The 20,768-nt window shown below is 62.9% G+C and carries 20 protein-coding genes; 4 read left to right on the top strand and 16 right to left on the bottom strand.

Features of this window, described 5'->3' with window-relative positions; translation table 11 throughout:
- The first annotated feature begins 108 nt into the window (after positions 1-108).
- Together ACQKRQ_RS01965 and ACQKRQ_RS01960 are read left to right on the top strand one after the other, a co-directional pair.
- Positions 109-882 carry a carboxymuconolactone decarboxylase family protein gene (locus ACQKRQ_RS01965; RefSeq protein WP_427474837.1) on the top strand — a complete coding sequence of 258 codons (774 nt, stop codon included), beginning with the start codon at positions 109-111 and terminating at the stop codon, positions 880-882.
- A gap of 85 nt (positions 883-967) precedes the next feature.
- Entirely contained in the window at positions 968-2,254 is a 1,287-nt protein-coding gene (locus ACQKRQ_RS01960; protein ID WP_427474836.1) for an MFS transporter, read from the top strand.
- A 90-nt stretch (positions 2,255-2,344) separates the two neighbouring features.
- Here ACQKRQ_RS01960 and ACQKRQ_RS01955 read toward each other — a convergent pair whose 3' ends face one another.
- The 15 genes from ACQKRQ_RS01955 to ACQKRQ_RS01885 form a co-directional block, all read right to left on the bottom strand.
- Positions 2,345-3,013, bottom strand: coding sequence for a GntR family transcriptional regulator (locus ACQKRQ_RS01955; protein WP_132378295.1), 669 nt, complete (start codon positions 3,011-3,013; stop codon positions 2,345-2,347).
- A gap of 109 nt (positions 3,014-3,122) precedes the next feature.
- On the bottom strand, positions 3,123-3,845 hold the full coding sequence (locus ACQKRQ_RS01950) for a 2,3-bisphosphoglycerate-dependent phosphoglycerate mutase (RefSeq protein ID WP_427474835.1): 723 nt from the start codon (positions 3,843-3,845) through the stop codon (positions 3,123-3,125).
- Between the two features lie 221 nt (positions 3,846-4,066).
- Entirely contained in the window at positions 4,067-4,852 is a 786-nt protein-coding gene (locus ACQKRQ_RS01945; protein WP_427474834.1) for a carboxymuconolactone decarboxylase family protein, read from the bottom strand.
- Between the two features lie 95 nt (positions 4,853-4,947).
- Complete coding sequence (locus ACQKRQ_RS01940) at positions 4,948-5,340, bottom strand: cupin domain-containing protein (protein WP_132378303.1); 393 nt, start codon at positions 5,338-5,340, stop codon at positions 4,948-4,950.
- Positions 5,337-6,251: an NAD(P)-dependent oxidoreductase gene (locus tag ACQKRQ_RS01935; protein ID WP_132378305.1), complete on the bottom strand. Its 915-nt coding sequence runs from the start codon at positions 6,249-6,251 to the stop codon at positions 5,337-5,339. The genes ACQKRQ_RS01940 and ACQKRQ_RS01935 overlap by 4 nt, the downstream gene beginning before the upstream one ends.
- Before the next feature lie 24 nt (positions 6,252-6,275).
- The gene (locus ACQKRQ_RS01930) at positions 6,276-7,625 is read right to left on the bottom strand and encodes an MFS transporter (RefSeq protein WP_132378306.1); all 1,350 of its coding nucleotides are present in this window, start codon (positions 7,623-7,625) and stop codon (positions 6,276-6,278) included.
- Positions 7,626-7,717: 92 nt separating this feature from the next.
- On the bottom strand, positions 7,718-8,113 hold the full coding sequence (locus tag ACQKRQ_RS01925) for a carboxymuconolactone decarboxylase family protein (RefSeq protein WP_132378308.1): 396 nt from the start codon (positions 8,111-8,113) through the stop codon (positions 7,718-7,720).
- A gap of 157 nt (positions 8,114-8,270) precedes the next feature.
- Complete coding sequence (locus ACQKRQ_RS01920; protein WP_132378310.1) at positions 8,271-9,701, bottom strand: aldehyde dehydrogenase family protein; 1,431 nt, start codon at positions 9,699-9,701, stop codon at positions 8,271-8,273.
- 34 nt (positions 9,702-9,735) lie between these two features.
- The gene (locus tag ACQKRQ_RS01915) at positions 9,736-10,635 is read right to left on the bottom strand and encodes an NAD(P)-dependent oxidoreductase (RefSeq protein ID WP_427474833.1); all 900 of its coding nucleotides are present in this window, start codon (positions 10,633-10,635) and stop codon (positions 9,736-9,738) included.
- A 12-nt stretch (positions 10,636-10,647) separates the two neighbouring features.
- Positions 10,648-10,974, bottom strand: coding sequence for an NIPSNAP family protein (locus ACQKRQ_RS01910; protein ID WP_132378314.1), 327 nt, complete (start codon positions 10,972-10,974; stop codon positions 10,648-10,650).
- A 69-nt stretch (positions 10,975-11,043) separates the two neighbouring features.
- A complete protein-coding gene (locus tag ACQKRQ_RS01905) occupies positions 11,044-11,955 on the bottom strand; it encodes an NAD(P)-dependent oxidoreductase (protein ID WP_427474832.1) in 912 nt (303 codons plus the stop codon).
- Between the two features lie 64 nt (positions 11,956-12,019).
- Entirely contained in the window at positions 12,020-13,435 is a 1,416-nt protein-coding gene (locus tag ACQKRQ_RS01900; protein ID WP_427474831.1) for an MmgE/PrpD family protein, read from the bottom strand.
- A 54-nt stretch (positions 13,436-13,489) separates the two neighbouring features.
- The gene (locus ACQKRQ_RS01895; protein ID WP_427474830.1) at positions 13,490-14,905 is read right to left on the bottom strand and encodes an MFS transporter; all 1,416 of its coding nucleotides are present in this window, start codon (positions 14,903-14,905) and stop codon (positions 13,490-13,492) included.
- 222 nt (positions 14,906-15,127) lie between these two features.
- Positions 15,128-15,907, bottom strand: coding sequence for an SDR family NAD(P)-dependent oxidoreductase (locus ACQKRQ_RS01890; RefSeq protein ID WP_427474829.1), 780 nt, complete (start codon positions 15,905-15,907; stop codon positions 15,128-15,130).
- A 240-nt stretch (positions 15,908-16,147) separates the two neighbouring features.
- Complete coding sequence (locus ACQKRQ_RS01885; RefSeq protein WP_243658319.1) at positions 16,148-17,170, bottom strand: LacI family DNA-binding transcriptional regulator; 1,023 nt, start codon at positions 17,168-17,170, stop codon at positions 16,148-16,150.
- 279 nt (positions 17,171-17,449) lie between these two features.
- Between ACQKRQ_RS01885 and ACQKRQ_RS01880 the strand changes: the two genes are divergently transcribed.
- Positions 17,450-18,250, top strand: coding sequence for an N-acyl homoserine lactonase family protein (locus tag ACQKRQ_RS01880; protein ID WP_132378326.1), 801 nt, complete (start codon positions 17,450-17,452; stop codon positions 18,248-18,250).
- Positions 18,251-18,590: 340 nt separating this feature from the next.
- Here ACQKRQ_RS01880 and ACQKRQ_RS01875 read toward each other — a convergent pair whose 3' ends face one another.
- Positions 18,591-19,514: a LysR substrate-binding domain-containing protein gene (locus tag ACQKRQ_RS01875; RefSeq protein ID WP_427474828.1), complete on the bottom strand. Its 924-nt coding sequence runs from the start codon at positions 19,512-19,514 to the stop codon at positions 18,591-18,593.
- Between the two features lie 108 nt (positions 19,515-19,622).
- On the opposite strand from ACQKRQ_RS01875, the gene ACQKRQ_RS01870 reads away from it, so the two are divergent.
- Positions 19,623-20,717 carry a tartrate dehydrogenase gene (locus ACQKRQ_RS01870; RefSeq protein ID WP_132378330.1) on the top strand — a complete coding sequence of 365 codons (1,095 nt, stop codon included), beginning with the start codon at positions 19,623-19,625 and terminating at the stop codon, positions 20,715-20,717.
- Positions 20,718-20,768: the final 51 nt, after the last annotated feature.

The raw sequence follows: 20,768 nt of genomic DNA, 5'->3' as shown, positions 1-20,768 counted from the left end.
CGCCGGGCCGCTCATAAGATAAGCAGCACCTCATGCGCGTTTCTGCTTGATTGCCGTCATGGCCAGAGATCTCACGCGGAGCCGTTCACACATCATTTCGGATACCCAATGACTTCGTCGTCACTCAGGAAACAGATCGCATCGTTCGTCGCCGATGGCGGCACATGGCCCGCGTCGCTCGATCCGCTGATCGAAATCAGTCCCGCCTTCGTCGACGCGTATCTCGCGTTTGCGGGCTGCGCCTATCGCAATGGTCCGCTCGAGCCGAAAGTGAAGGCGCTGGTAAGTTTCGCTCTCGAAGCATCGGTCACGCATCTGAACGCCAGCGGCGTGCGGCGCTTTTGCCGCGAAGCGCTGCGCCTCGGCGCGACTCGCGACGAACTGCTGGAGACGCTGGAACTCATCAGCGTAATCGGCGTTCATGCATGCGTGATCGGCATGCCGGTGCTGGAAGAAAAAGTCGCCGGCGATCCGCGCAATGCAATCGATGCGCGTCACGCCGATCCGCGGCGCCAGGCGATCAAGCGCGAGTTCACGGAGAAACGTGGCTACTGGAGCGCGATCTGGGACGGCACGCTCGCGCTCGATCCGGATTTCTTCGAAGCGTTCACGACGTTCTCGTCGGTTCCCTGGGTACACGGCAAGCTTGCGCCAAAGGTGAAGGAGTTCATGTACATCGCCGTCGACGTGTCGGTGACGCACCAATACGTCCCCGGCACGCATGTGCACATCGAGAACGCGCTGAAGTATGGCGCGACGCCAGCCGAGATTCTCGAAGTCATGCAACTGGCGAGCACGATGGGCATGGCGAGCTTCGAACTGGCGCTACCCATCGTGCTGGAAGAAATCGCGGCGCTGGAGAAGCAGGCGGCCGTTTCCTGACCGGCAGTTTCCTGACCGGCCGTTTCCTGACATCACACAGCCGGATCGCCAACTACTACGACGTCACAGACGGAGGAGACACACGATGGACACCGCACTCGACACGGCACGAATCGGCAAGTCACGCTGGCTGCGTGTGGGCCTGATCGTATTCATCAGTTACCTGGTTGCGTTCGCGGATCGCACCAACATCGGCGTGGCGGCGCCGCAGATGGCGCGCGACCTGCAACTCGGCACCACGATTACCGGCGCGCTGCTGGGGGCGTTTTTCTGGGGCTACCTCGTCACGCAGATTCCCGGCGGCTGGCTCTCGACGCGTATTGGGCCACGCCGCGTGATCGCCGTATCGATGCTCATCACGGGCGTGATGGCGTGCCTGACCGGGATGGTGCACACGCTGCCCGCGTTGATCACTGTTCGCGTCATCATGGGGCTCGCCGAGGGCGTGATATGGCCGTCGTTTTCGGTCATCTTCGTGCGCTGGTTCCCGGCGCGCGAACGGGCGCGCGGCATCGCATTCGCGCAATATGCGCTGCCGCTGTCGTCGGTGGTCATGGCACCGCTCGCGGGCTGGATGATCGACGTGTTTCACTGGAAGACGATGTTCATCCTGCAAGGTTTGCCGGCCATCGCGATGGCGGTGCTCGTGTGGCTATTCGTCTCGGACGACCCTGCCACAGACCGCTGGCTGTCCACGTCCGAGCGTGATTTCATCACGCAGCAGCGTCTTGCCGGCACCGGCGCCGACGACAGTTTTGGCAGTGTGCTGAAGCAATCCACCGTCTGGTTGCTGGCAGTCGTCGCGCTCTCCTGGATCATGGTGATCTTCAGTTTTGGCCTGTGGATGCCCAGTCTCATCAAGCAGTACTTCGCCCACGGCTATGCCGCAGTTGGCTGGCTCACCGCGCTGCCGTCGCTATTCGGAGCGTTTTCGATGTTCATCAACTCGTGGTTATCCGACCGGCCGTCATCTCTCTCGCGAGGTTGGTTCGTCGCCGTACCGCTGGTGGTCGCGGGCGCGGCGCTGCTGGCGCAGCACTATATCGACGGCGGCCTGGTGTTCACGATGATCATGTTCTGCATCGCCGGCGCGGGGCTGTTCTCGCCGAGCGGCACATGGTGGGCCTGGGTGATCAGCAAAGTGCCGCGTAATCAGGCCGCGCCTTCGATCGCCCTGATCAACATGTTCGCGAGTTTCGGTGGCGTGGTTGGGCCGCTTGTCGTCGGCTTCTATGCACGCGGCGGCAATCTGTCCAGCAGCTTCTATATTCTCGGATATTTTCTGTTTGCGGCGGCGATCGTCGTTACGTATCTGATCCGGCGCACGCCTTTGCGCGACGTGACGTCCGCGGAGACGGTCCTGCTACATTGAAGACTCCAGAGGCGAGATGGCTTGCGTATTCGCCTCCCGTCGTCAATGAGAGATGGCGATCTTGCCGGAGAAGGCATGGTCGCCCACCGACTACTCCGCCTTATCCAGCATCCGTAGCGCCGCCTTCTCGGCATTGGCGACATGCAACCGTGCAAGGTTCTGCGCGGCCTCGCCGTCTCTTGCCTTCAAGGCCTTATAAAGACGGTCGATTTCGCGCAAGCTGTTCGGCAGCCGCTCCGGATGCATCAGCGAAGTGGAGCGCAACAGATTGATGCGCGAATAGAGACTATTGAGGATTTCCTGGATTAGCGCGTTGCCGCAGTTCTCCAGCAGCAAATCATAGAGCGCGGTTTTCGCGCGTAGCACGCCTTTCTGGTTTTGCGCCGTTGCCTCGGCGCGCAGTTCCTTCGCGACCTCGCCAAAGCGAGCAACGGCGTCGTCGCTGGCAAGGCGGGCGAACTCATGGGCGGCAAAACCTTCGAGTAGCCCTCGCAACGCATACAACTCGACGGCCTCTTCTTTTGACATCACCGCGACGACGGGGCCTTTGTGCGGGACGCTGCGTACCAGCTTTTCTGCCTCGAGCTTGCGCAGCGCTTCGCGCACGGACGTCCGGCTTACACCGAGCGTCTCGCACAACTCGCGCTCGATCAGGCGCGCACCCGGCGCGAAACGCCCGCTTACGATAGCCTGGCGCAGCACGTTTTCCACCTGATGCCGCAGCGTCTCAGGTCTGATCACGTCCATGTCTGTTGACATTATTGTATTCCCGTCCGACAAGATCCAGCCTCCATGATACGTGAGCGGGCATCGTTGCAGGCAGCTTTTGACTCGCACCGCGCGTAAAAATGGCGAGCCAGCGCGGGTTTCAGCGGCGGGCCGGCAGAGCTGCTAGCGGCACGCGGGAAGTGACGCGAAGCGTTGCGTCGAAAGTCATGACCAACGGTTCCGCATGCGCGACTTCAACCGAGGCGATTGCGTCGTCGCCGATGCCGTCGAGTTGCTTGAAGAGCGCGCGCAACGAGTTGCCATGCCCCACCATCAGTACCGACTGTCCGCGCGTCAGTGCAGGAGCAACGCAGTCGTCCCACAGCGGCAGCACACGCCGCAATGTGTCGCGCAAGCTTTCGGTGCGCGGCAGCGCATCGACGCTGGGCATGGCATCGTCATGTAACGCGCGCACCAATGCCGCGTGCAGGTCCGCATCGAGCGCCGGCGGCGCAAGGTCGAAGCCGCGCCGCCATTGCCGCACACGGTCCGCACCGTAGGCGAGCGCGGCCACGTCTTTTTCCATGCCCGTCAACGCGCCATAGTGGCGATCGTTCAGCCGCCACGAGCGCACGGTTTCAGGCTGTGACTGGTCGAGGGTGCGCAGCACGTGCGCGAGGGTATCGGTGGCGCGCGACAACGCCGACGTCACCGCCAGATCGAAACGGAAACCCGCTTCACGCAAACGCTCGCCGACGCGCCGGGCATCGGCCTCCCCTTGATCCGACAGACCGACATCGCTCCAGCCGGTGAAGCGATTGGCACGATTCCAGACCGACTGACCGTGACGCAGCACGACAAGCGTGGCCGATTGTGAGGTCATATCGACGGACACGCTAGTTGTAGCCAAGAATCGCGACAGCGAGCACGTGCGCATGCTCGCTTTCGTTCGACGCGAGTACCGAAAGCGGCGCCGACTGCATTGCGCGCCACGCCGAATGTGGCGCACCGGCCCTCGCGTTGCGCTGCACAGACCAGGCGTTTGACGCAGCCCGCTCGCGCGCCGCCGGATAGACAGAAAACACAGACGCGCGTCTCGCTGGATTATGCATGCGCGTTCCCCACCGCCGCGTTGCGCGCGAGAGCGGCTTCCAGCAGCGGCGCGCCCAATTCCGCGCCGTGAATCCCCGTCACGCTGACGATCTCCAACAACTCCATCAGTTCCTCGGCGCTCGCGCCGTAGCGCAGCGCGTTGCGCATGTGCAGCTTCAGGCCCGGCACGTAGAGATGCGTAGCGGACGCGTCGAATGCGCAGTACATGAACTCCTTGAGTTTCGGGCTCAGCACGCCGGTGCGCCACGGCACCGAAGAAAACTCGACATACGCTTCGAAAAGATCCGGATCCAGTTCGAGGAGACCTTCCCATGTCGGATGCCAGTAGCCGCGGTTCGTCTCGAACTCGGCTTTCAGTTTTTGCCGGCGCTCATCGGGTTGAGGCGCGCCGTGACGCAAACCTTCTTCTTCGAGTACTTCGAGCAGTACCGGCACGCCGACATTACTGGTGTGAATGCCGATCGTGCTGATCAACTCCAGCACTTCGATCAACTCGTCGCGGGTCGCACCGAACGACAACGCCCGTTCGATATGGCGCGCGACGCCCGGCGCATACAGTTGCGTCGCGCATGCGTCAGCGGCGAGCGCGATGAACGCGCGCGTCTTGTCGTCGAGATGATTCCTGCGCCGCGGCACGCCCGCGAACTTCAGGTAGGCGTCGACGAAACGCGGGTCGAGGCGCACGAGGCTGTCCCATTCGGGACTCGCCTTGCCGTGCAGGTCGACGAGTTCGTCGCGAAGGCGCGACAGATCCGGCTGCGGCATAGTCTGGGTCATGACGTGATTCCATCGATGGAAATACGGTGGATGTTCTTTGCGCGTGCGGGGCCAACCTGCGCACCGCACGCGCATCCAGTGCGCTCGTGATCGCGCTAGCGGGCCGCGGCAGCCGGATAATCTTGCGCTGCCACCTCTTCCTGCCACGTGCCCTTGCCGATCGACGTCGCGATATGGACCATGTAGCTGTTTTCGCTCGCGCCGTGCCAGTGCCGCTCGTTCGGTCCGATAAACACGATGTCGCCCTGGCGGATCGGCTGCGGTTCTTCGCCGTCCAGACAGATCCAGCCCTGACCCGCCGTCACCTGCAAGACCTGACCGAACTCGTGCGTGTGCCAGTAAGTGCGGCCGCCCGGTTCGAACAGCACGGTATTGATGGTGACGCCATTGGTTGCCGGCATGACCGGGTCGGCCCAGACGGTGCCGGTGAACGTGTCGCTGCGGCGCTCGGATATCGCGCCGGCCGCTCTGCCGTGAAAGACCTTCATGCGTTTTTCTCCTTGTGTGCTCCATCGAACAGCCGCACGCCGCCCGACACATCGCCGATCGCATCGACGACACGGTTGCTGATCACGTCGCCGTAACCCAGCGCAGTGCCCAGGCCGAAGCTCGCGAGCGGGCCGGCCGAATTCAGCGACATCACGCCGAGTTCGCGCGCGCGGTCCACGTACAGCACCACGTCCTTGGTCATCAGCTTGCCGGTCAGGCCGCCTTCCAGATAGTCACCATCGACGATCTTCGGGAAACGGTTGAGCGTGGCGAAATTGACACCGCTGCTGCTGTTCAGCACATCGAGCAGCAGATGCAGGTCGAGCCCCGCCTTCTTGCCCGCCACCATCACTTCGGCACTGGCGGCGAGGCTCACCGCGTTCAGAAAATTGTTCAGCAGCTTGGTGGTGTGGCCCGCGCCGCTCTCGCCCATGTGCGCGACCTTCGAACTGATCGGTGCGAAGGCCCATTGCAGCGCGGCGACGGCGTCGGCATCGCCGCCCACCATCAACGTGAGCGAGCCCTTCTCCGCCGCCGCCGCGCCACCCGAAATGCCGGCGTCGACGTAATGCACGCCGCGCTCGGCAAAGCGTTTGGCGAGGCGAATCGTCGAGCTGGCGGCGGCCGTGCTCAGATCGACGACGATCTGCCCCGCGCGACAATGCGCGAGCACGCCGTCCTCGCCTTCCACGACCGCCTCGACGACCTTGCTGTCCGGCAGCGACATCATCACGACGTCCGCATATGCGATCACTTCACCCACGGTGCCGGCTGCTTTCGCGCCGGCGGTGTCGATGCGTTCACGCACGGTGTCGTAGCCCAACACGGCGATGCCCGCGTCGACGAGACGCCGTGTCATGCGTCCACCCATGTTGCCGAGACCGATGAAGCCGATCCGATTCTTGTTCATGAGTTGTGTTCCTTTGCTTCGAAATTAGAAATCCACGTCTTTCGTTTCCGGGCCCATCAGCGCGCCGACCATGCCGATCAGGCCACCCACGCACAGCAGCACGACCGAGGTCAGCCGCAGCGGCATGAAGGCGCCGAGCCAGTTCATATAGAACGCGTAGAACGAAGGGATGATCACCGACAGACTGAAGCCCACGCCGAAACCCGTTGCACGCACATCGGTCACGAAACGCTCGTTGATGTACGTGACGATCACGCCCCACGGCGACGTGACGAGCACCGCGAGCACGCACACCAGCAGCATGATGGTCGACAGCGAGAGCCCGTCGACATTCGCCAGCACGTACAGCAGCGCCGCGCCGACCGTCGCGATCAGCGGACCGACGATCACGAAGAAACGGCGCCGTCCGATGCGCTGCGCGATCATCCCCGAACCGATATAGCTGAAAAACAGCACGAAATAAGTGAGCATGAGCGTCGCGGTCATCTGGAAGCCGCTCAGATGCAGCGTCTTCACCAGCAGGCCCGTCGGCAGGAAAATCGTGATGATGTTCTGCGTGAGCCAAAAGCCCGTCATCATCACCAGCACCTGCAACAGATTGCGACCGCTCTTGCCGCGCAGCAGATCGGAGAGCGGCAGCTTTTCGGTGACGGCGGCCTTGTCGGCGGCTTCGCTCTTCCAGATTTCCGATTCGGAAACCTTGCGCACGTAGTACATCGTCAGCAAACCTGCCAATGCCGCGCCGAGTACGAACGGAATGCGCCAGCCCCATTGCGCGTACGGCGAGTGCATGCCGTTGAGCGGAAACAGCACGAACATCAGCATCGCGACGAGGTTGATGGTCACGTATGCGGCCGGAAATCCGGAAATGATGAAGCCGCCTACGAAACCGCGCTGCTCTTTCTTCGAATACTCGATCGCGAGCGGCATGGCGCCCGTGTAGCCGCCACCCAGGAAAATCCCGTCGACGAAACGCAGCAGCACCAGCAGCCAGTACGACACGATGCCGAGCGTTTCATAGCCGGGCAGCAACGCGATGAGCAGCGTCACCACGCCGAAGCCGGACACGGACCAGATCGACGCCTTGCGACGGCCGACGCGGTCCGCGATCATGCCGAACAGCAACGCGCCGACCGGCCGGCCGAGCAGCGTCGTGATAAAGACCAGCGACGCGAGAATGGTCTCCATGCCGGCCGAAAGATGCGGCGGCTGGAAGAATCCCAGCACCGGCGACAACACCACTACCGGCAGATAGATATCGAACATGTCGATGAACTCGGAGAAGAACGCGCCCTTGATGGCGTTGCGCCTCCTCGTTTCGATCGACTGATCGTTCTCCGCCGTTACGACGTCATTCGCAGTCAACGCTTTCATACCTGTCTCCGTTCGTTATTCGCACCGCTTTGCGATGCGAGTTCTCCTTGCGCTGCCCCGTTTGCCGTTGGCCGTCCGCGCTGCGTGCCGCGTCAGGCGGCGGCCGTTTCCGCTTCGTAAGCCTTGATCGCCTCGCTCGCGACACGGAATGCCGCGAGCGCGAGCGGTGCACCGCAGTAGACGGCGGCCTGCATCAGCACCGCGCGGATTTCTTCCTTGCTCACGCCATTGCGCAGCGCGCCCTTCACGTGCACCGACAATTCGTGGTGCTGGCTCATCGCCGTCAACATGCCGAGATTGAGCATGCTGCGCGTCTTGAAGGACAACGTCGGGTCGCCCCAGATGTCGCCCCAACAGCATTCGGTGACGAACTTCTGCATCGGCCGGTTGAAGTCGTCGGCATTCGCCCACGATTTTTCGACGTGCCCGGCGCCCAGCACCTCCTTGCGATTTTCGAAGCCTTTGTTGAAGCGGTCATTGGTGTCCATCGTGCTTCCTCTGTGGTTCAAACTGATTGCGGACAGGGTTGGCTCGTGCGTCCGACCTCGGGAACGGCATTGCCTGCCTGAATGATTGTCGGACAATGCATACGGCCAAATTTTTTTGGCGTGGCTAACCAATCGTCATGCGCCACGCCGCCATCGTTCAATCCGCGCCGTAACCCACCAGCGCCTTTGTCTCCAGATACTCACGCAGCCCGGCTTCGCCCCATTCGCGACCGTTGCCCGAGCGTTTATAGCCGCCGAACGGTGCACCGAAATCGGCGGGCGGATAGTTCAGGTGCACGCCACCCGCGCGCAATGCGCGGCCGACCCTGCGCGCCCGCGCGACATCCGCCGATTGCACGTATGCGGCGAGACCGTAGTCGGTGCCGTTCGCAATCTCGATTGCCTGCTCTTCGGTGTCGTACGGAATCATCGACAGCACCGGTCCGAAAATTTCCTCGCGAGCGATGGTCATGTCGGGGGCGACGTCGGCGAAGACGGTCGGGCGCGCGTAATAGCCCTTGTCGATGCCTTCCGGCCGGCCCGTGCCGCCTGCGACGAGGCGCGCGCCTTCGTCGATGCCGGTCTGGATCAGCGACTGCACGCGCTTGAACTGGTTGGCGTTGACGAGCGGCCCGAGTTGCGTCGACGGGTCGTCGGTCGGTCCGAGCCGATACGCCTGCGCCGCGCGCTTCGCGATCTGCGCGGCGTCGTTCATGAGATGACGCGGCACCAGCATGCGTGTCGGAATCGAGCACGATTGCCCGGAGTTCGTGAAGCAGGCGGCGACGCCGCGCGCGACCGCCTGATCCAGATCGACGTCGTCGAGCAGAATGTTGGCCGACTTGCCGCCGAGTTCCTGCGCGACCCGTTTGACGGTTTCCGCCGCCGACTGCGCGACCAGCACGCCGGCGCGAGTCGAGCCGGTGAACGACACCATGTCGATATCCGCATGACTCGCGATCGCCGAGCCGACACCCGGACCATCGCCGTTGACGAGATTGAACACGCCCGCCGGCACGCCGGCTTCATGCAGGACGTCCGCAAACAGCAGCGCACTGAGCGGCGAATATTCGCTCGGCTTGAGCACCATCGTGCAGCCCGCCGCGAGCGCGGGCGCGATCTTGACGACGATCTGATTGACCGGCCAGTTCCACGGCGTGATCAGGCCGCACACGCCGATCGGTTCGAGCACCACGCGCGTGCTGCCCCGCTGCTCTTCGAATTCGAAGCGTTCGAGCACCTCGATCAGCGCATTCAGATGCGCGGGACCGCGCACCGCCTGGCCGTTGCGGGCGAACGTGATGGGCGCGCCCATTTCGCGACGCATGGCCTCGGCGAATTCGTCGTAGCGGCGTTCGTAGATCGCGACGATGCGCTTGAGCAGCGCGACACGTTCGGGGACACTCGTCGCCGACCAGGCGGGAAACGCGCGGCGCGCGGCCGCAACTGCGCGATCGACATCTTCGGCGTTGCCCATCGCGAGTTTGTCGAACGCCATTTCCGTCGACGGATCGACGACGCCAAACCAGACCGCGGACGTAGGTTCGACCCAACGTCCGTCGATATAAAACTGGGCTGCATGTGACATGACAGGCTCCGGAATCAATGAATCAGAGGCACGCTCAGGATGCCGCGCCGGGCAGGAGACGGTACATCTCGGTGTGGTCGGTGGCGGGCGTGGCGTGTTGCGCCGCCTCGTCCCATACCTGCGTACACGTCGCGCCGAACGTCATGGGATGACCGACCGCCTGCGCGAGCGCGCGGGCGATCTTGAGGTCCTTGTTCATCAACTGCAGCGCGAAGCCGGAAGCGAAAGTGCCGCTCAGCATGAACTGCTTGACCTTGTTTTCGGACGTATTGCTGCGGCCCGTCGACGCGTTCAGCACGTCCGTCATCACCGCCGGCTCGATGCCGAAGCGGCTCGCGATCTGCAACGCCTCGACCGTGGCCGCGAGGCCTGCCGCCGACACGTAGTTGTTGAGCGCCTTGGCCGCGTGACCCGCGCCCGCCGCGCCGATATGCAGCACGCTCTTGCCCATCGCGTCGAGCGCCGGCTTGCAGCGCGTCAACACCTCGGCCTTGCCGCCGACGAGAATCGCCAGCGTGCCGTCCTTCGCGCGCTTGACGCCGCCCGACACCGGTGCGTCCAGATACGCGAGACCCTGCGCTTCCAGCGTCTTGCCGAGCTCACGCGAGCGCTCCGGTTCCGACGAACTCATGTCGATCACCACCGCGCCCTTCGTGAGCCGCGCGGCCCAGCCCCGATCGTTGCCCTGGTTGCCATCACCGAGCAGCACCTTCTCGACGATCGCCGAATTCGGCAGCATCGTGATCAAAGCGTCGAGCGACGCGACATGATCCGCGTTCAGCCGCTGCGCGCCCGTTTGATCGGCGAGCGCATCGGCACGGGCCGCGTCGGCGTCGTCGATGAACAGCTCGAAACCGGCGTTGCGCAGGCACTGCACCATCGGTGCGCCCATCATGCCGAGACCGATGAATCCGATCCGTTTGGGTTGTGTCATGAAATATCGCTCCTAGCGCAGCGCCGAAAATGCCGTTGGCGTGAGGAAATGATTTTCGATGCGCTCGACGATCGGCTTGTCGGCTTCCGTCGCCGCGCGTTTCGCGATCCATTCGGGATCGGCCTGGAACGCGTTCCACTTCTGCTCGCGCTCGGCCAGACTTTCCCACTTCACCATATATGTCAGCGCGTGATTGCTTGGACCGATCAGCGTCGTCCAGAAGCCGATCTGCTGGATGCCGTACTTTTCGAAAAAACCGAGCGTGGTCGACGTGAAGCGGTCGAGCAGCGCCGGCAGACGCGTCGGCGCACAGTGGTAGATACGCATTTCAACGATCATTCAGGTCTCCGTTACCGATGTGATATGGCCGCAGCCAATGAGTGTTTCTGGATACGCCTGGTAGCGGATTCAGTCCGCGAGACCTTCGCCCGACGACCAGCGTTCGACGTATTTGACGAGTTCAGTCATGTCGCGCTTCGAGCCGTCCTGCATCGCGGCGTAATTCCAGACCTGACGCGCGACACTGCCAACCCACGTCGGCACGCCGAGCGCCTGGCATTCGTCGACCGCGAGTCCGATGTCCTTGCAGACACTGCCGACCGGAAAGCCGAAATCGAAAGTTCCCGGCAGCACGTGTTTCGGGAATTTGTCCATCGTCGCGCCGTTCTTGCCGCTACCCGAGTTGATCACCGCCATCATCACTTCCGGGTCCAGTCCGCCGCGCATGCCGGCGACAAATGCTTCCGACGTGATGGCAAAGGCGGTCGACGAGAGCATGTTGTTCAGCAGCTTGAGCAATTGCCCCTGGCCCGGCTGATCGCCGACCACAAAAACCTTGCCGAGCACTTCGAACAGGCTGCGCACCTGATCCAGCGCAGCCGGCTTGCCGGCCATCATGATGGCGAGGGTGCCCTTTTGCGCGCCGGCGGCGCCGCCGCTCACGGGCGCATCCACGGTGTCGATGCCCTTCGTGAGCAGACCGTCCGCCACTTCTTTTTCCATTCGCGAGCCGACCGTCGACAGGTCGACGAGAATCTTGATAACGCTACCCTCGATCAACCCTCCGTCGCCCAGCGCGACCTGCCTGAAAACCGCCGGCGTGGGCAGACTCGTGAACACGATGCGTGCGCCGTCGGCCACGTCCCGCACCGATTTCGCCGCGCGCGCACCGATTGCCGCAAGTTCCGCGACCGCCTGCTCGTCGCGATCGAACACGACGAGTGAATGGCCCGCCTCGATGAGACGACGCGCCATAGGCCTTCCCATCACGCCCACGCCGACAAAACCGATAGTGCTGTTTCCTTGACCACTGCTCGACATGACTGTCCTCATTCGTTAGGAATCTGTTTCGATGCGCTGTTCGATGCACCGTTTCGTATGCGGTTCAAGTCGCGCGCGCGAGCCGCATGAGCGCGGCGGCGTCCGTTGCGCTGTCGAAGCGCCACAGCGCGTCGATGAGCGGTTGCGGTGCGACGCCCGAGCCGCCATAGTCCGCCAGTTCGCGCAACTTTGTCGCGAGTTCGACATCGGCAAGCGGCGCCGCAAGACTGCCGCGCGCCGCGTGAATGCGTCGCGACAACGTCTCGCCCGAGCGCAACACGACAACGACCTGCGCGGACTCGACCGGCCACGACGCGTCGTCGATGAAACGCAAACGCGTGTCGAATGCGCGCAGCGCTGGGTTCGTCACGGCGCTATCGCTGAATTCCGCCAGGCTCGCTTTGCCCGTCGCCAGCGTGACCGCCACCGCATGTTGCGCGCTGACCTGCGACTCACGACCGGTACGCACGTTGGGCCGGTCGGTGCGTTCACGCAGCAAAGGGTGTCCGGTCAATTCGACGCGCTCGACGTCATTCAGCGTCCACCGCGCGTCGCGGCGCAGATCGAGACATGCGTCGATCACGGGGTTCAGCACCACGCCGCACGGATAGGGCTTATAGGTGTTCGACAGCAACGCCCATTCGTGGCCGAGCTCGCGCGTCAGCGCATCGGCATCCGGCTTCGACGCGGTGACACGCAGGAAACCGCGCTCGCCTTCGAGCGGCGAATCGGGACCGGAGAAATCGTCGGCGGCGAGCAGTGCGGACAGCAAACCGTTGCGCGCGGCATTGCCGACGCTGATGCTCTTCGACATCGTACCGAGCGTTTCCACCAGACCGCCGGCCTGCGCCGACGCGTTGCCCAACGCCCATACGATCTGCTGTGCGCTCAAACCCAGCACCTTCGCAATCGCCGCCGCCGCGCCGAATACGCCGCAGGTCGACGTGATATGCCAGCCGCGCTGGTAGTGCTCAGGCGAAACCGCGTTGCCGATCCGGCACTCCACTTCGACGCCGATTACGAATGCAAGCAGCAAGGCCTCACCCGTCATTGCACTTGCATGAGGGCCGCTGTCCGCGAGCGACTCGGCAAACGCGAATAGCGCGGCGGCAACGGGCGCGGTGGGATGAATGATCGTCGGGATATGCGTGTCGTCGAAGTCGAACACGTTCGCGCTCATCGCATTGAGCGCAGCCGCGTTCAGCATGTCGATGCGCTCGCTGCGACCAATCACGCTCGAACTTTGCCCTGCGCTGAAGCGCCGATAGTTGCGCACGGCCTTGTCGAGCGTTGGGTCGGTGCAGGCAGCGAGCGCGACGGCTACGTAGTTGACGAGCGCGCGCTTCGCCTCGTGACGCACGGCGGCCGGCACGTCGCGCCACGTCGTGTCGCCGATCCATTGCGCGAGCCGTCGCGTCGCGTGTCCCGCCTCGCTGTACGTGTCCGTCTGGCTGAAGCTTCTGTCTGCCTGCGCTGCCATGTGCTGGATTTCCCTTTACCGGTTACGCTTTCGATTCAGTGCATGCGGCCGCGATTACGGCCTGGTCACCGAAGCCGTGCGTGCATTCACGGCGTTATCTGACGCTTCCACCGTACCGCTCACTTCCGCGGCGATCGACTCGAGCGAACGTTTGCGGGTCTCGGTGCCGAGCACGCCGACGATCAACGCCTGGACCAGCAACGTGCCGACGATCAACGTCAACACACCCGCGATGCCGAAACCCGTGAATGCCCACGCGACGGCGTACGGCACAGCGATGCTGACCGCTCGCCCCACCGTATTCGACACGCCCGATCCGCGCAGACGCAGTTCGGTCGGGAACAATTCGGGCACATAGGTTGCCACGCTAAACGACGACAGTACGTAGATACAGCAGGTGATCGCAAAGCCAAGCGCGGCGATCGCCACTTCCGTTTGTGCAAACGGATAGGCCGTGCCGAACGCGGCGCAGATCAGGGAGAACAGTACGATGCCCCACTTGCGGCCGACGTGTTCGGCCAGCACGAAAGCAATCAGCGAGCCGATCGGACCGCCGGCAAACATGATCGCCGTCAGTCCGAGCGAGTTCGACACGCTGTGCCCCTGCTTCACCAGGAAAGTCGGAATCCAGCTGACGAACGCGTAGTTGACGATGAAGAGTCCAACCAGCACGGTGATGCCCGTCACCGTGCGCGCCAGCAGACGGCGCGTGAAGAGGTCGCCGAGACGGCCGCTATCCGGCGCATCGGCACGATACGGCTGCTGCGCAGCAGCCGAGATAGCCGTTGCTGGATCGATGCCGCACGCCGTTTCGATGTTCGACACGATCGCGTTTGCTTCAGGCAAGCGATTGCGTGAGGCCAGCCAGCGAGGCGACTCCGGCATCGACTTACGCAGAAACCACACGAACAGCGCACCGCAACCGGCGATGGCGAACATCCAGCGCCAGCCGTATTGCGGCACGATCAGCCAGCCGAGGAACGTCGACAGGAATAGCGACGTGTTGATGATCAGATTGAGGATGGTGCCGAACCGCCCGCGCCACGCCGCCGGAATGAACTCGCTCAGCGTGCCGTAGCCGACCACGATTTCGGCGCCCATGCCGACGCCCATCACCAGCCGGAAGAAAATCAGCCAGTACATGGATGGCGCGAACGCCGCTGCGATCGACGCGAAGCCGTAAATCCCGAGATTGAACTGATAGCAGAAGCGCCGCCCGAAACGATCGCCGAGAAGACCCGACAGCCACGCGCCCGACATCATGCCGATAAACGTGACGGACACGAACATCGCATTGAGTTTCAGCGTGGATTCGCCGCTGTGGATCATGGCGGCGAGCACGGTCCCCGCGATGTAGATATCGAACGAATCGAAGTACATGCCCGCGGCAATCAGCCCGAGCAACCGCCAGTGATAGCCGGACAGCGGCAGGCTGTCCAGTCTGTATCCGATACTCGCTTGGTTGTGCATGGATGCTATCTCCGTCGACTTCGTTGTTGTAGTTTTACTGGTTGGTGGCGCTTGTCGCCGCCGGTCTATGTGAGCGCTAACAGCAAGGGCAATTATATTCCTGTCATACAATCAGTCAAGGATGAATTGCAGCTTCGGAGTGTCGAGTTCATGATGCAGCGCATGAATACCGGGGGTGGCGTCGGCCTCGCGGCACTCTCGTCAGTGACCGCCTGACGAACCTCAAACCGCCAGCCAACCGCCTTCGACCGGCAGCATCGCACCGGTCATTTGCGCTGCTGCGTCGCCGCATAGAAACACCACCAGGTCGGCGATATGCGACGCCTGGACGAAGTGGCCGGTCGGCTGCTTGCCCGTCAGAAAGCGTTCGATTGCCGCTTCGCGATCCAGACCCTCGTTCTCCATCAGCGCCTGAATGCGATTTTCGCTCGTCGGCGTGTGCACCGCCCCCGGGCAGATGGCATTGCAGGTAATGCCCTGCCCCATCGTTTCCGCGGCGACCGCGCGCGTCAAGCCAAGCAGCGCGGATTTGGTCGTCACGTAGTCCACGCGATTCACCGTGCCGCGCATGCCATACACCGACGTCATATTGAAGATTCGGCCCCAGCCGCGCTCGCGCATGCCCGGCAGCGCGAGGCGGATTGCATGGAAGGCCGCGCTCAGATTGACCGATAGCGCCTGCTCCCATTTGTCGACTGGGAACGCTTCGATTGGCGCGAAGTGGCGCACCACGGCATTGTTAATCAGCACATCGATTGGGCCGGCGCGCTCGATCGTTTCGAACATCATCCGTTCGACGGCTCGTGCATCGCCAAGGTCCGCCTGCAGATAGTCGGCACGGTAACCCTGCGTCCGCTCGAATTCCGCACGCATCGGCTCGACCTGTTCGAGCGTTTCGATCCCATGCAGCACGACCCGGCAGCCAGCGGCCGCGAGCGCGTTGGCCATCGCAAGACCCAGCCCATGCGACGAGCCCGTTACGAGTGCGATTCTCCCTTTCATTTTGTATTGTCCTTGTCAGCAAGCACGTCCGTTGCAAGGCCGCGGCGAAGTGCAAAACGCTCGCGGCCAAATAAATGATAGCGCTAACTTAACTGAAAAGACCGAGTGGCGCAATACGGGACGCTGGGCATGCCGTGCGTCCAGCTCACAGGGAAATTGCGCAGGGAAATCAGATTGGCGGACGCAAAAAAGGGCGCAGTATGCGCCCCCGTCTTGTTTCCCGGTCTTAAAGCCGCTGCCTCAGGTGCTTTCCCGCTGGATGATTTCGAATCCAAGATCGAGCTTCGTCGGCACGGCGGGTTCATTGCTGCGCATTCTTTGCAGCAGCGCCTCGGCGCTACGTCGGCCGATCTCGAGACGCGGCAGATTCAGACACGTCAGCCGCGGCACCGTGTGCCGCAGAATGTCGAGATCGTCGAATCCGGCGATGGCGATGCGCTCGGGCACCTTCCAGTTGCGCCGCTGCGCCTCGAAAAGCGCGCCGACAGCAAGTACGTCGCCGGCGAAGAAGATCGCGTCTACTTCGGGTGCACGCTGCATCATGTCGACCATCGCATGCGCGCCAGAGGTCAAACCGCCCTCCACTTCGCGCACGAGGCCCGGGTTGCGCTCGCGGCCAAGGGCGGTGAGCGCGGCGTGATAGCCCTTCAAACGCTCGCGGGCGCGCATGTTGTTTTTGGTAGTCAGGCAGACAAAGCCGATCGACTTATACCCACGTCCGGCCAGGTACAGGGTCATCTCCTTCGCCGCGTTGAAGTTCGAATAGCTGACCGCCATGTCGATGGGCGTACGCGCCAGGTCGCCCGTTTCAACGATAGGTATGCCGGCGGCGCGGATCATCTGGGCGGCACGCGGCGTGTGAACGGTGTTGTGCAAGACGAGGCCGCACACGCGCTGCGCAAGAAACGCGTCGATCAGTGCCTCTTCATCTTCGAGCGAATAGCCGCTGTCGGCCAGCAGAAGTTGCACGCCTGCTGTGCGAAGGACGTCCGCGCAACCTTTGATGCTATGGGAATACAGAGAGTTCTGGATGCTCGGCACAATCTGGCCGACCACATTCGAACGAGCCGATGCGAGGTTCGACGCGATGTGATTCGGAACGTAGCCGACCCGGCGCACCGTATCGAGCACCAGCTTGCGGGTTTCCTCCGACAACAGTGCGGGTTCCTTGAGCGCGCGCGACACGGTCATCAAGGACACATTGGCTGCTCTCGCGACGTCGATCATGCGAACGGCGTGGCCGCCCGGACGAGTCTTGCCCATGCCTGCGCCGGTTTTCGACGCTGTCCTCCCTCCGGCTGCCGGCCTGCCGGCCGTCCCTATCTTGCCGTCGTCGACGGCCGCCACACGCTTTTTCACTCGCCCATCCAGCTCTTCAGTTCGATGGCGAATTGTAGCGTATGCCAGGCGGCGTTCCGCACGCTTTGGCGGTGTCCGGCGATACCGGATATCGCCCAACCCGTGCCCGCAACAACACAACACGAGTCGCCATCAGCTTGTTATGATAGCGCTCTCATACGTTGAGGACAGGAGACTGCAGCCATGACAGCCACGCCCGAAAACTACAAGATCTTCGCGATCAAGTACGCGCATCACGACCGGCCCGCGCGCGACAATTTCATCGGCGGCGACCCGCACGATGTCAACATGCCGCTCGACTATTTCGTGTGGGCGGTGGTCGGCGAAAGCCGCACCTTCCTCGTCGATACCGGATTCGACGCCGAAGTGGGTGCGCAGCGCGGGCGCATCATCACACATTCCGTCGAAGAGGGCCTCGGCGCAATCGGCATCCGGCCGGAGACGGTCGAAGACGTGATCGTCACGCACATGCACTACGATCACGCGGGCAACCGCTCGCTATTTCCGAAAGCGCGCTATCACGTGCAGGATCGCGAAATGGCGTATTGCACGGGTCGCTGCATGTGCCACGGCGCACTGAATCATCCGTTCAATCCCGAAGATGTGAAATCGATGGTCGGCCGCGTTTTCGACGGTCGCGTGGCGTTTCACGACGGGGCATCGAACCTTGCGCCGGGCCTAAGCGTGCATCGGGTCGGCGGTCATACCGACGGTCTGCAGGTCGTGCGTGTGCACACGGAGCGCGGCTGGGTCGTGCTCGCGTCCGACGCCTCGCATCTTTACGCGAACATGGAACAGAGCCGCCCATTCCCGGCTGTGTACAACGTCGGCGACATGATCGAAGGCTACCGCCGCGTGCACGAACTGGCGGATTCCGCGCAGCACGTCGTGCCTGGCCACGACCCGGCGGTATTGACGCGTTATCCGGCGGAGAACAGGGAGACCGAAGGCTGGATCGTTCGGCTCGACGCGACGCCACGGTAAAGGACGTGCTTTTGGCATAGCACGCTCAAGTCCTCGAATCAGCATGGAAGGCCATTCTTAGCTCGGTCCTGCATTCTGAAAGAAGACGGTGAATCTGCCTCATCGGGTGACCTGGGTCAGTTCGCAAGCCGGAACTGCGCATATGAGTTCGCCGTGCGCTGTGCACGCGCTTTTGTAGATGGCGTGCCCATGCCCCGGTCGCCTTTCAGCCCATCATCGGAACTGGAGGAAGCGGCAATAGCGGCATCCGCAAAACGCGCGCGACAGGGTTGACGATTGCCTCCGAGTAAGTTGCACCTCAATGCGAAAGGCGATCGAATCCCGAACCTCCCCAACAAGACTACAACGCGCCCGCCTCGCTCCTAAGATCTTGCGCGACAAAATCGACGAACGCGCGAATCCGATTGGACATCTGGTGCCGCTGCGAATAGACGGCAAAAATATCGGCGTTCGGCGTGTCATGCTCGGGCAATACCTGAACCAGCGAACCATCGGCGAGGTACTGCTTGATGTCCCACTCGGCCCGCATCAAGATGCCGTGCCCTTCGAGCGCCCACTTCACCGCGATCTCGCCATCGTTCGTGGTCAGCGACCCGTTGATACGCACGGCCTCCGTTTTACGCGACGCGCCTCTGCCCGAAGTCAGACGCCACACGCCGTAGGCTTCGTCACCCTGGCGGATGCCGATGCAGTTGTGCCGCGTCAGGTCGTGCGCGGTCACCGGCATCCCATGTGACGCGAGGTACGAAGGCGCGGCGCACAGCAAGCGCCGGTTCGTCGCCAGCCGGCGCGCGACCACTCGCGTATCGGGCGGCTCGCCGAAACGGATGCAGACGTCGAACGTATCGTCGGTCAGCGGCGGAGGCGTGACCGACAACTGAAGCTGAACCGATACCTGCGGATACTTCGCGACAAAGCGCGAGATCGCAGGCGCGACATGGCTGCGCCCAAAGCCGAGCGTCGCGTTCACGCGCAGCAATCCCTTCGGGCTTTGCTTCGCGGCCCCCAGCAACTCGGCCAGTTCATCGATCTCGTCGAGAATCCGGCGCGCGTGTTCGAGGTACAGCTCGCCCTCCGGCGTAAGCATCATCCGCCGCGTGGTCCGGTTGACGAGCGGAACGCCGGCGCGGCTCTCCATCTGCGTCAAATGCTTGCTGACGGCCGCTGCCGTCAAACCCAGCTCCCGCGCGGCGGCGCTCAGGCTGCCGGATGCGGCAAGCGTCGAAAAGAAACTCAGATCAGACGGTTCGACGGTGTCGCGCATGGCTTTCACTTGTGAATCAAAGTTAAAGATGCTTTGAGTTTAGCACCGGTTTTTGCGTCCGGAGATAGGTAAAGTTCGCTCACACCCCAACACATGAAGGACGGAGACATGAAGACCTATCGCATCGCAACCATCCCCGGCGACGGCATCGGCAAGGAAGTCGTACCGGCCGGCGCGCAAGTTCTCGAAGCACTCGCAAAGACGACCCGGTCGTTCGCATTCGAATTCGAAAACTTCGACTGGGGCGGCGACTACTATCGCGAGCATGGCGTCATGATGCCGGCCGACGGGCTCGACGCCATCCGCGACAAGGACGCGATCCTGTTCGGCTCGGCCGGCGATCCGGACATTGCCGATCACATCACGCTGTGGGGTCTGCGTCTGAAGATCTGCCAGGGCTTCGACCAGTACGCGAACGTCCGTCCGACCCGCATCCTGCCGGGCATCGACGGGCCGCTGAAGCGCTGCAAGCCGGAAGACCTGAACTGGGTCATCGTCCGCGAAAACTCGGAAGGCGAATATTCCGGCGTGGGCGGCCGAGTCCATCAGGGCCATCCGATCGAAGCCGCGACCGACGTGTCGATCCTGACGCGCGCCGGTGTCGAGCGGATCATGCGATTCGCGTTCCGTCTCGCGCAATCCCGTCCGCGCAAACTGCTGACCGTGATCACGAAGAGCAACGCCCAGCGTCATGCGATGGTGATGTGGGACGAGATCGCACTCGAAGTCTCGAAGGAGTTCCCGGACGTCACATGGGACAAGGAACTGGTGGATGCATCGACCGCGCGCATGATCAATCGCCCCGCGAGTCTCGACACGATCGTCGCCACCAATCTGCACGCCGACATTCTCAGCGACCTCGCCGCCGCTCTCGCCGGCAGCCTGGGCATCGCGCCGACGGGCAACATCGATCCGGAACACCGCTTTCCGTCGATGTTCGAGCCGATCCACGGTTCCGCATTCGACATCATGGGCAAGGGACTCGCCAATCCGGTCGGCACCTTCTGGTCGGTCGTCATGCTGCTCGAACACCTGGGCGAAGCCGACGCGGCAAAGCGCGTGATGCAAGCCGTCGAAGCGGTAACTGCGGACACCTCCCTTCACACCCGCGACCTCGGCGGCACGGCAACCACGGCGCAAGTGACGGCCGCTGTTTGCGCGTTCATCGAGAAAGCCGCAGCGCCCGCAGCGAACGCGGCCTAAGCCTCATCAGCGGCTCCGCTGGAGCCTGGTCTGCACGGCCCGCCACGCGGC

This window comes from Paraburkholderia sp. NPDC080076 (assembly GCF_050281145.1).
Lineage (GTDB): Bacteria > Pseudomonadota > Gammaproteobacteria > Burkholderiales > Burkholderiaceae > Paraburkholderia.
The sequence above is the reverse complement of the archived record's forward strand: the minus strand, read 5'-3'. Positions and strand labels throughout refer to the sequence as shown.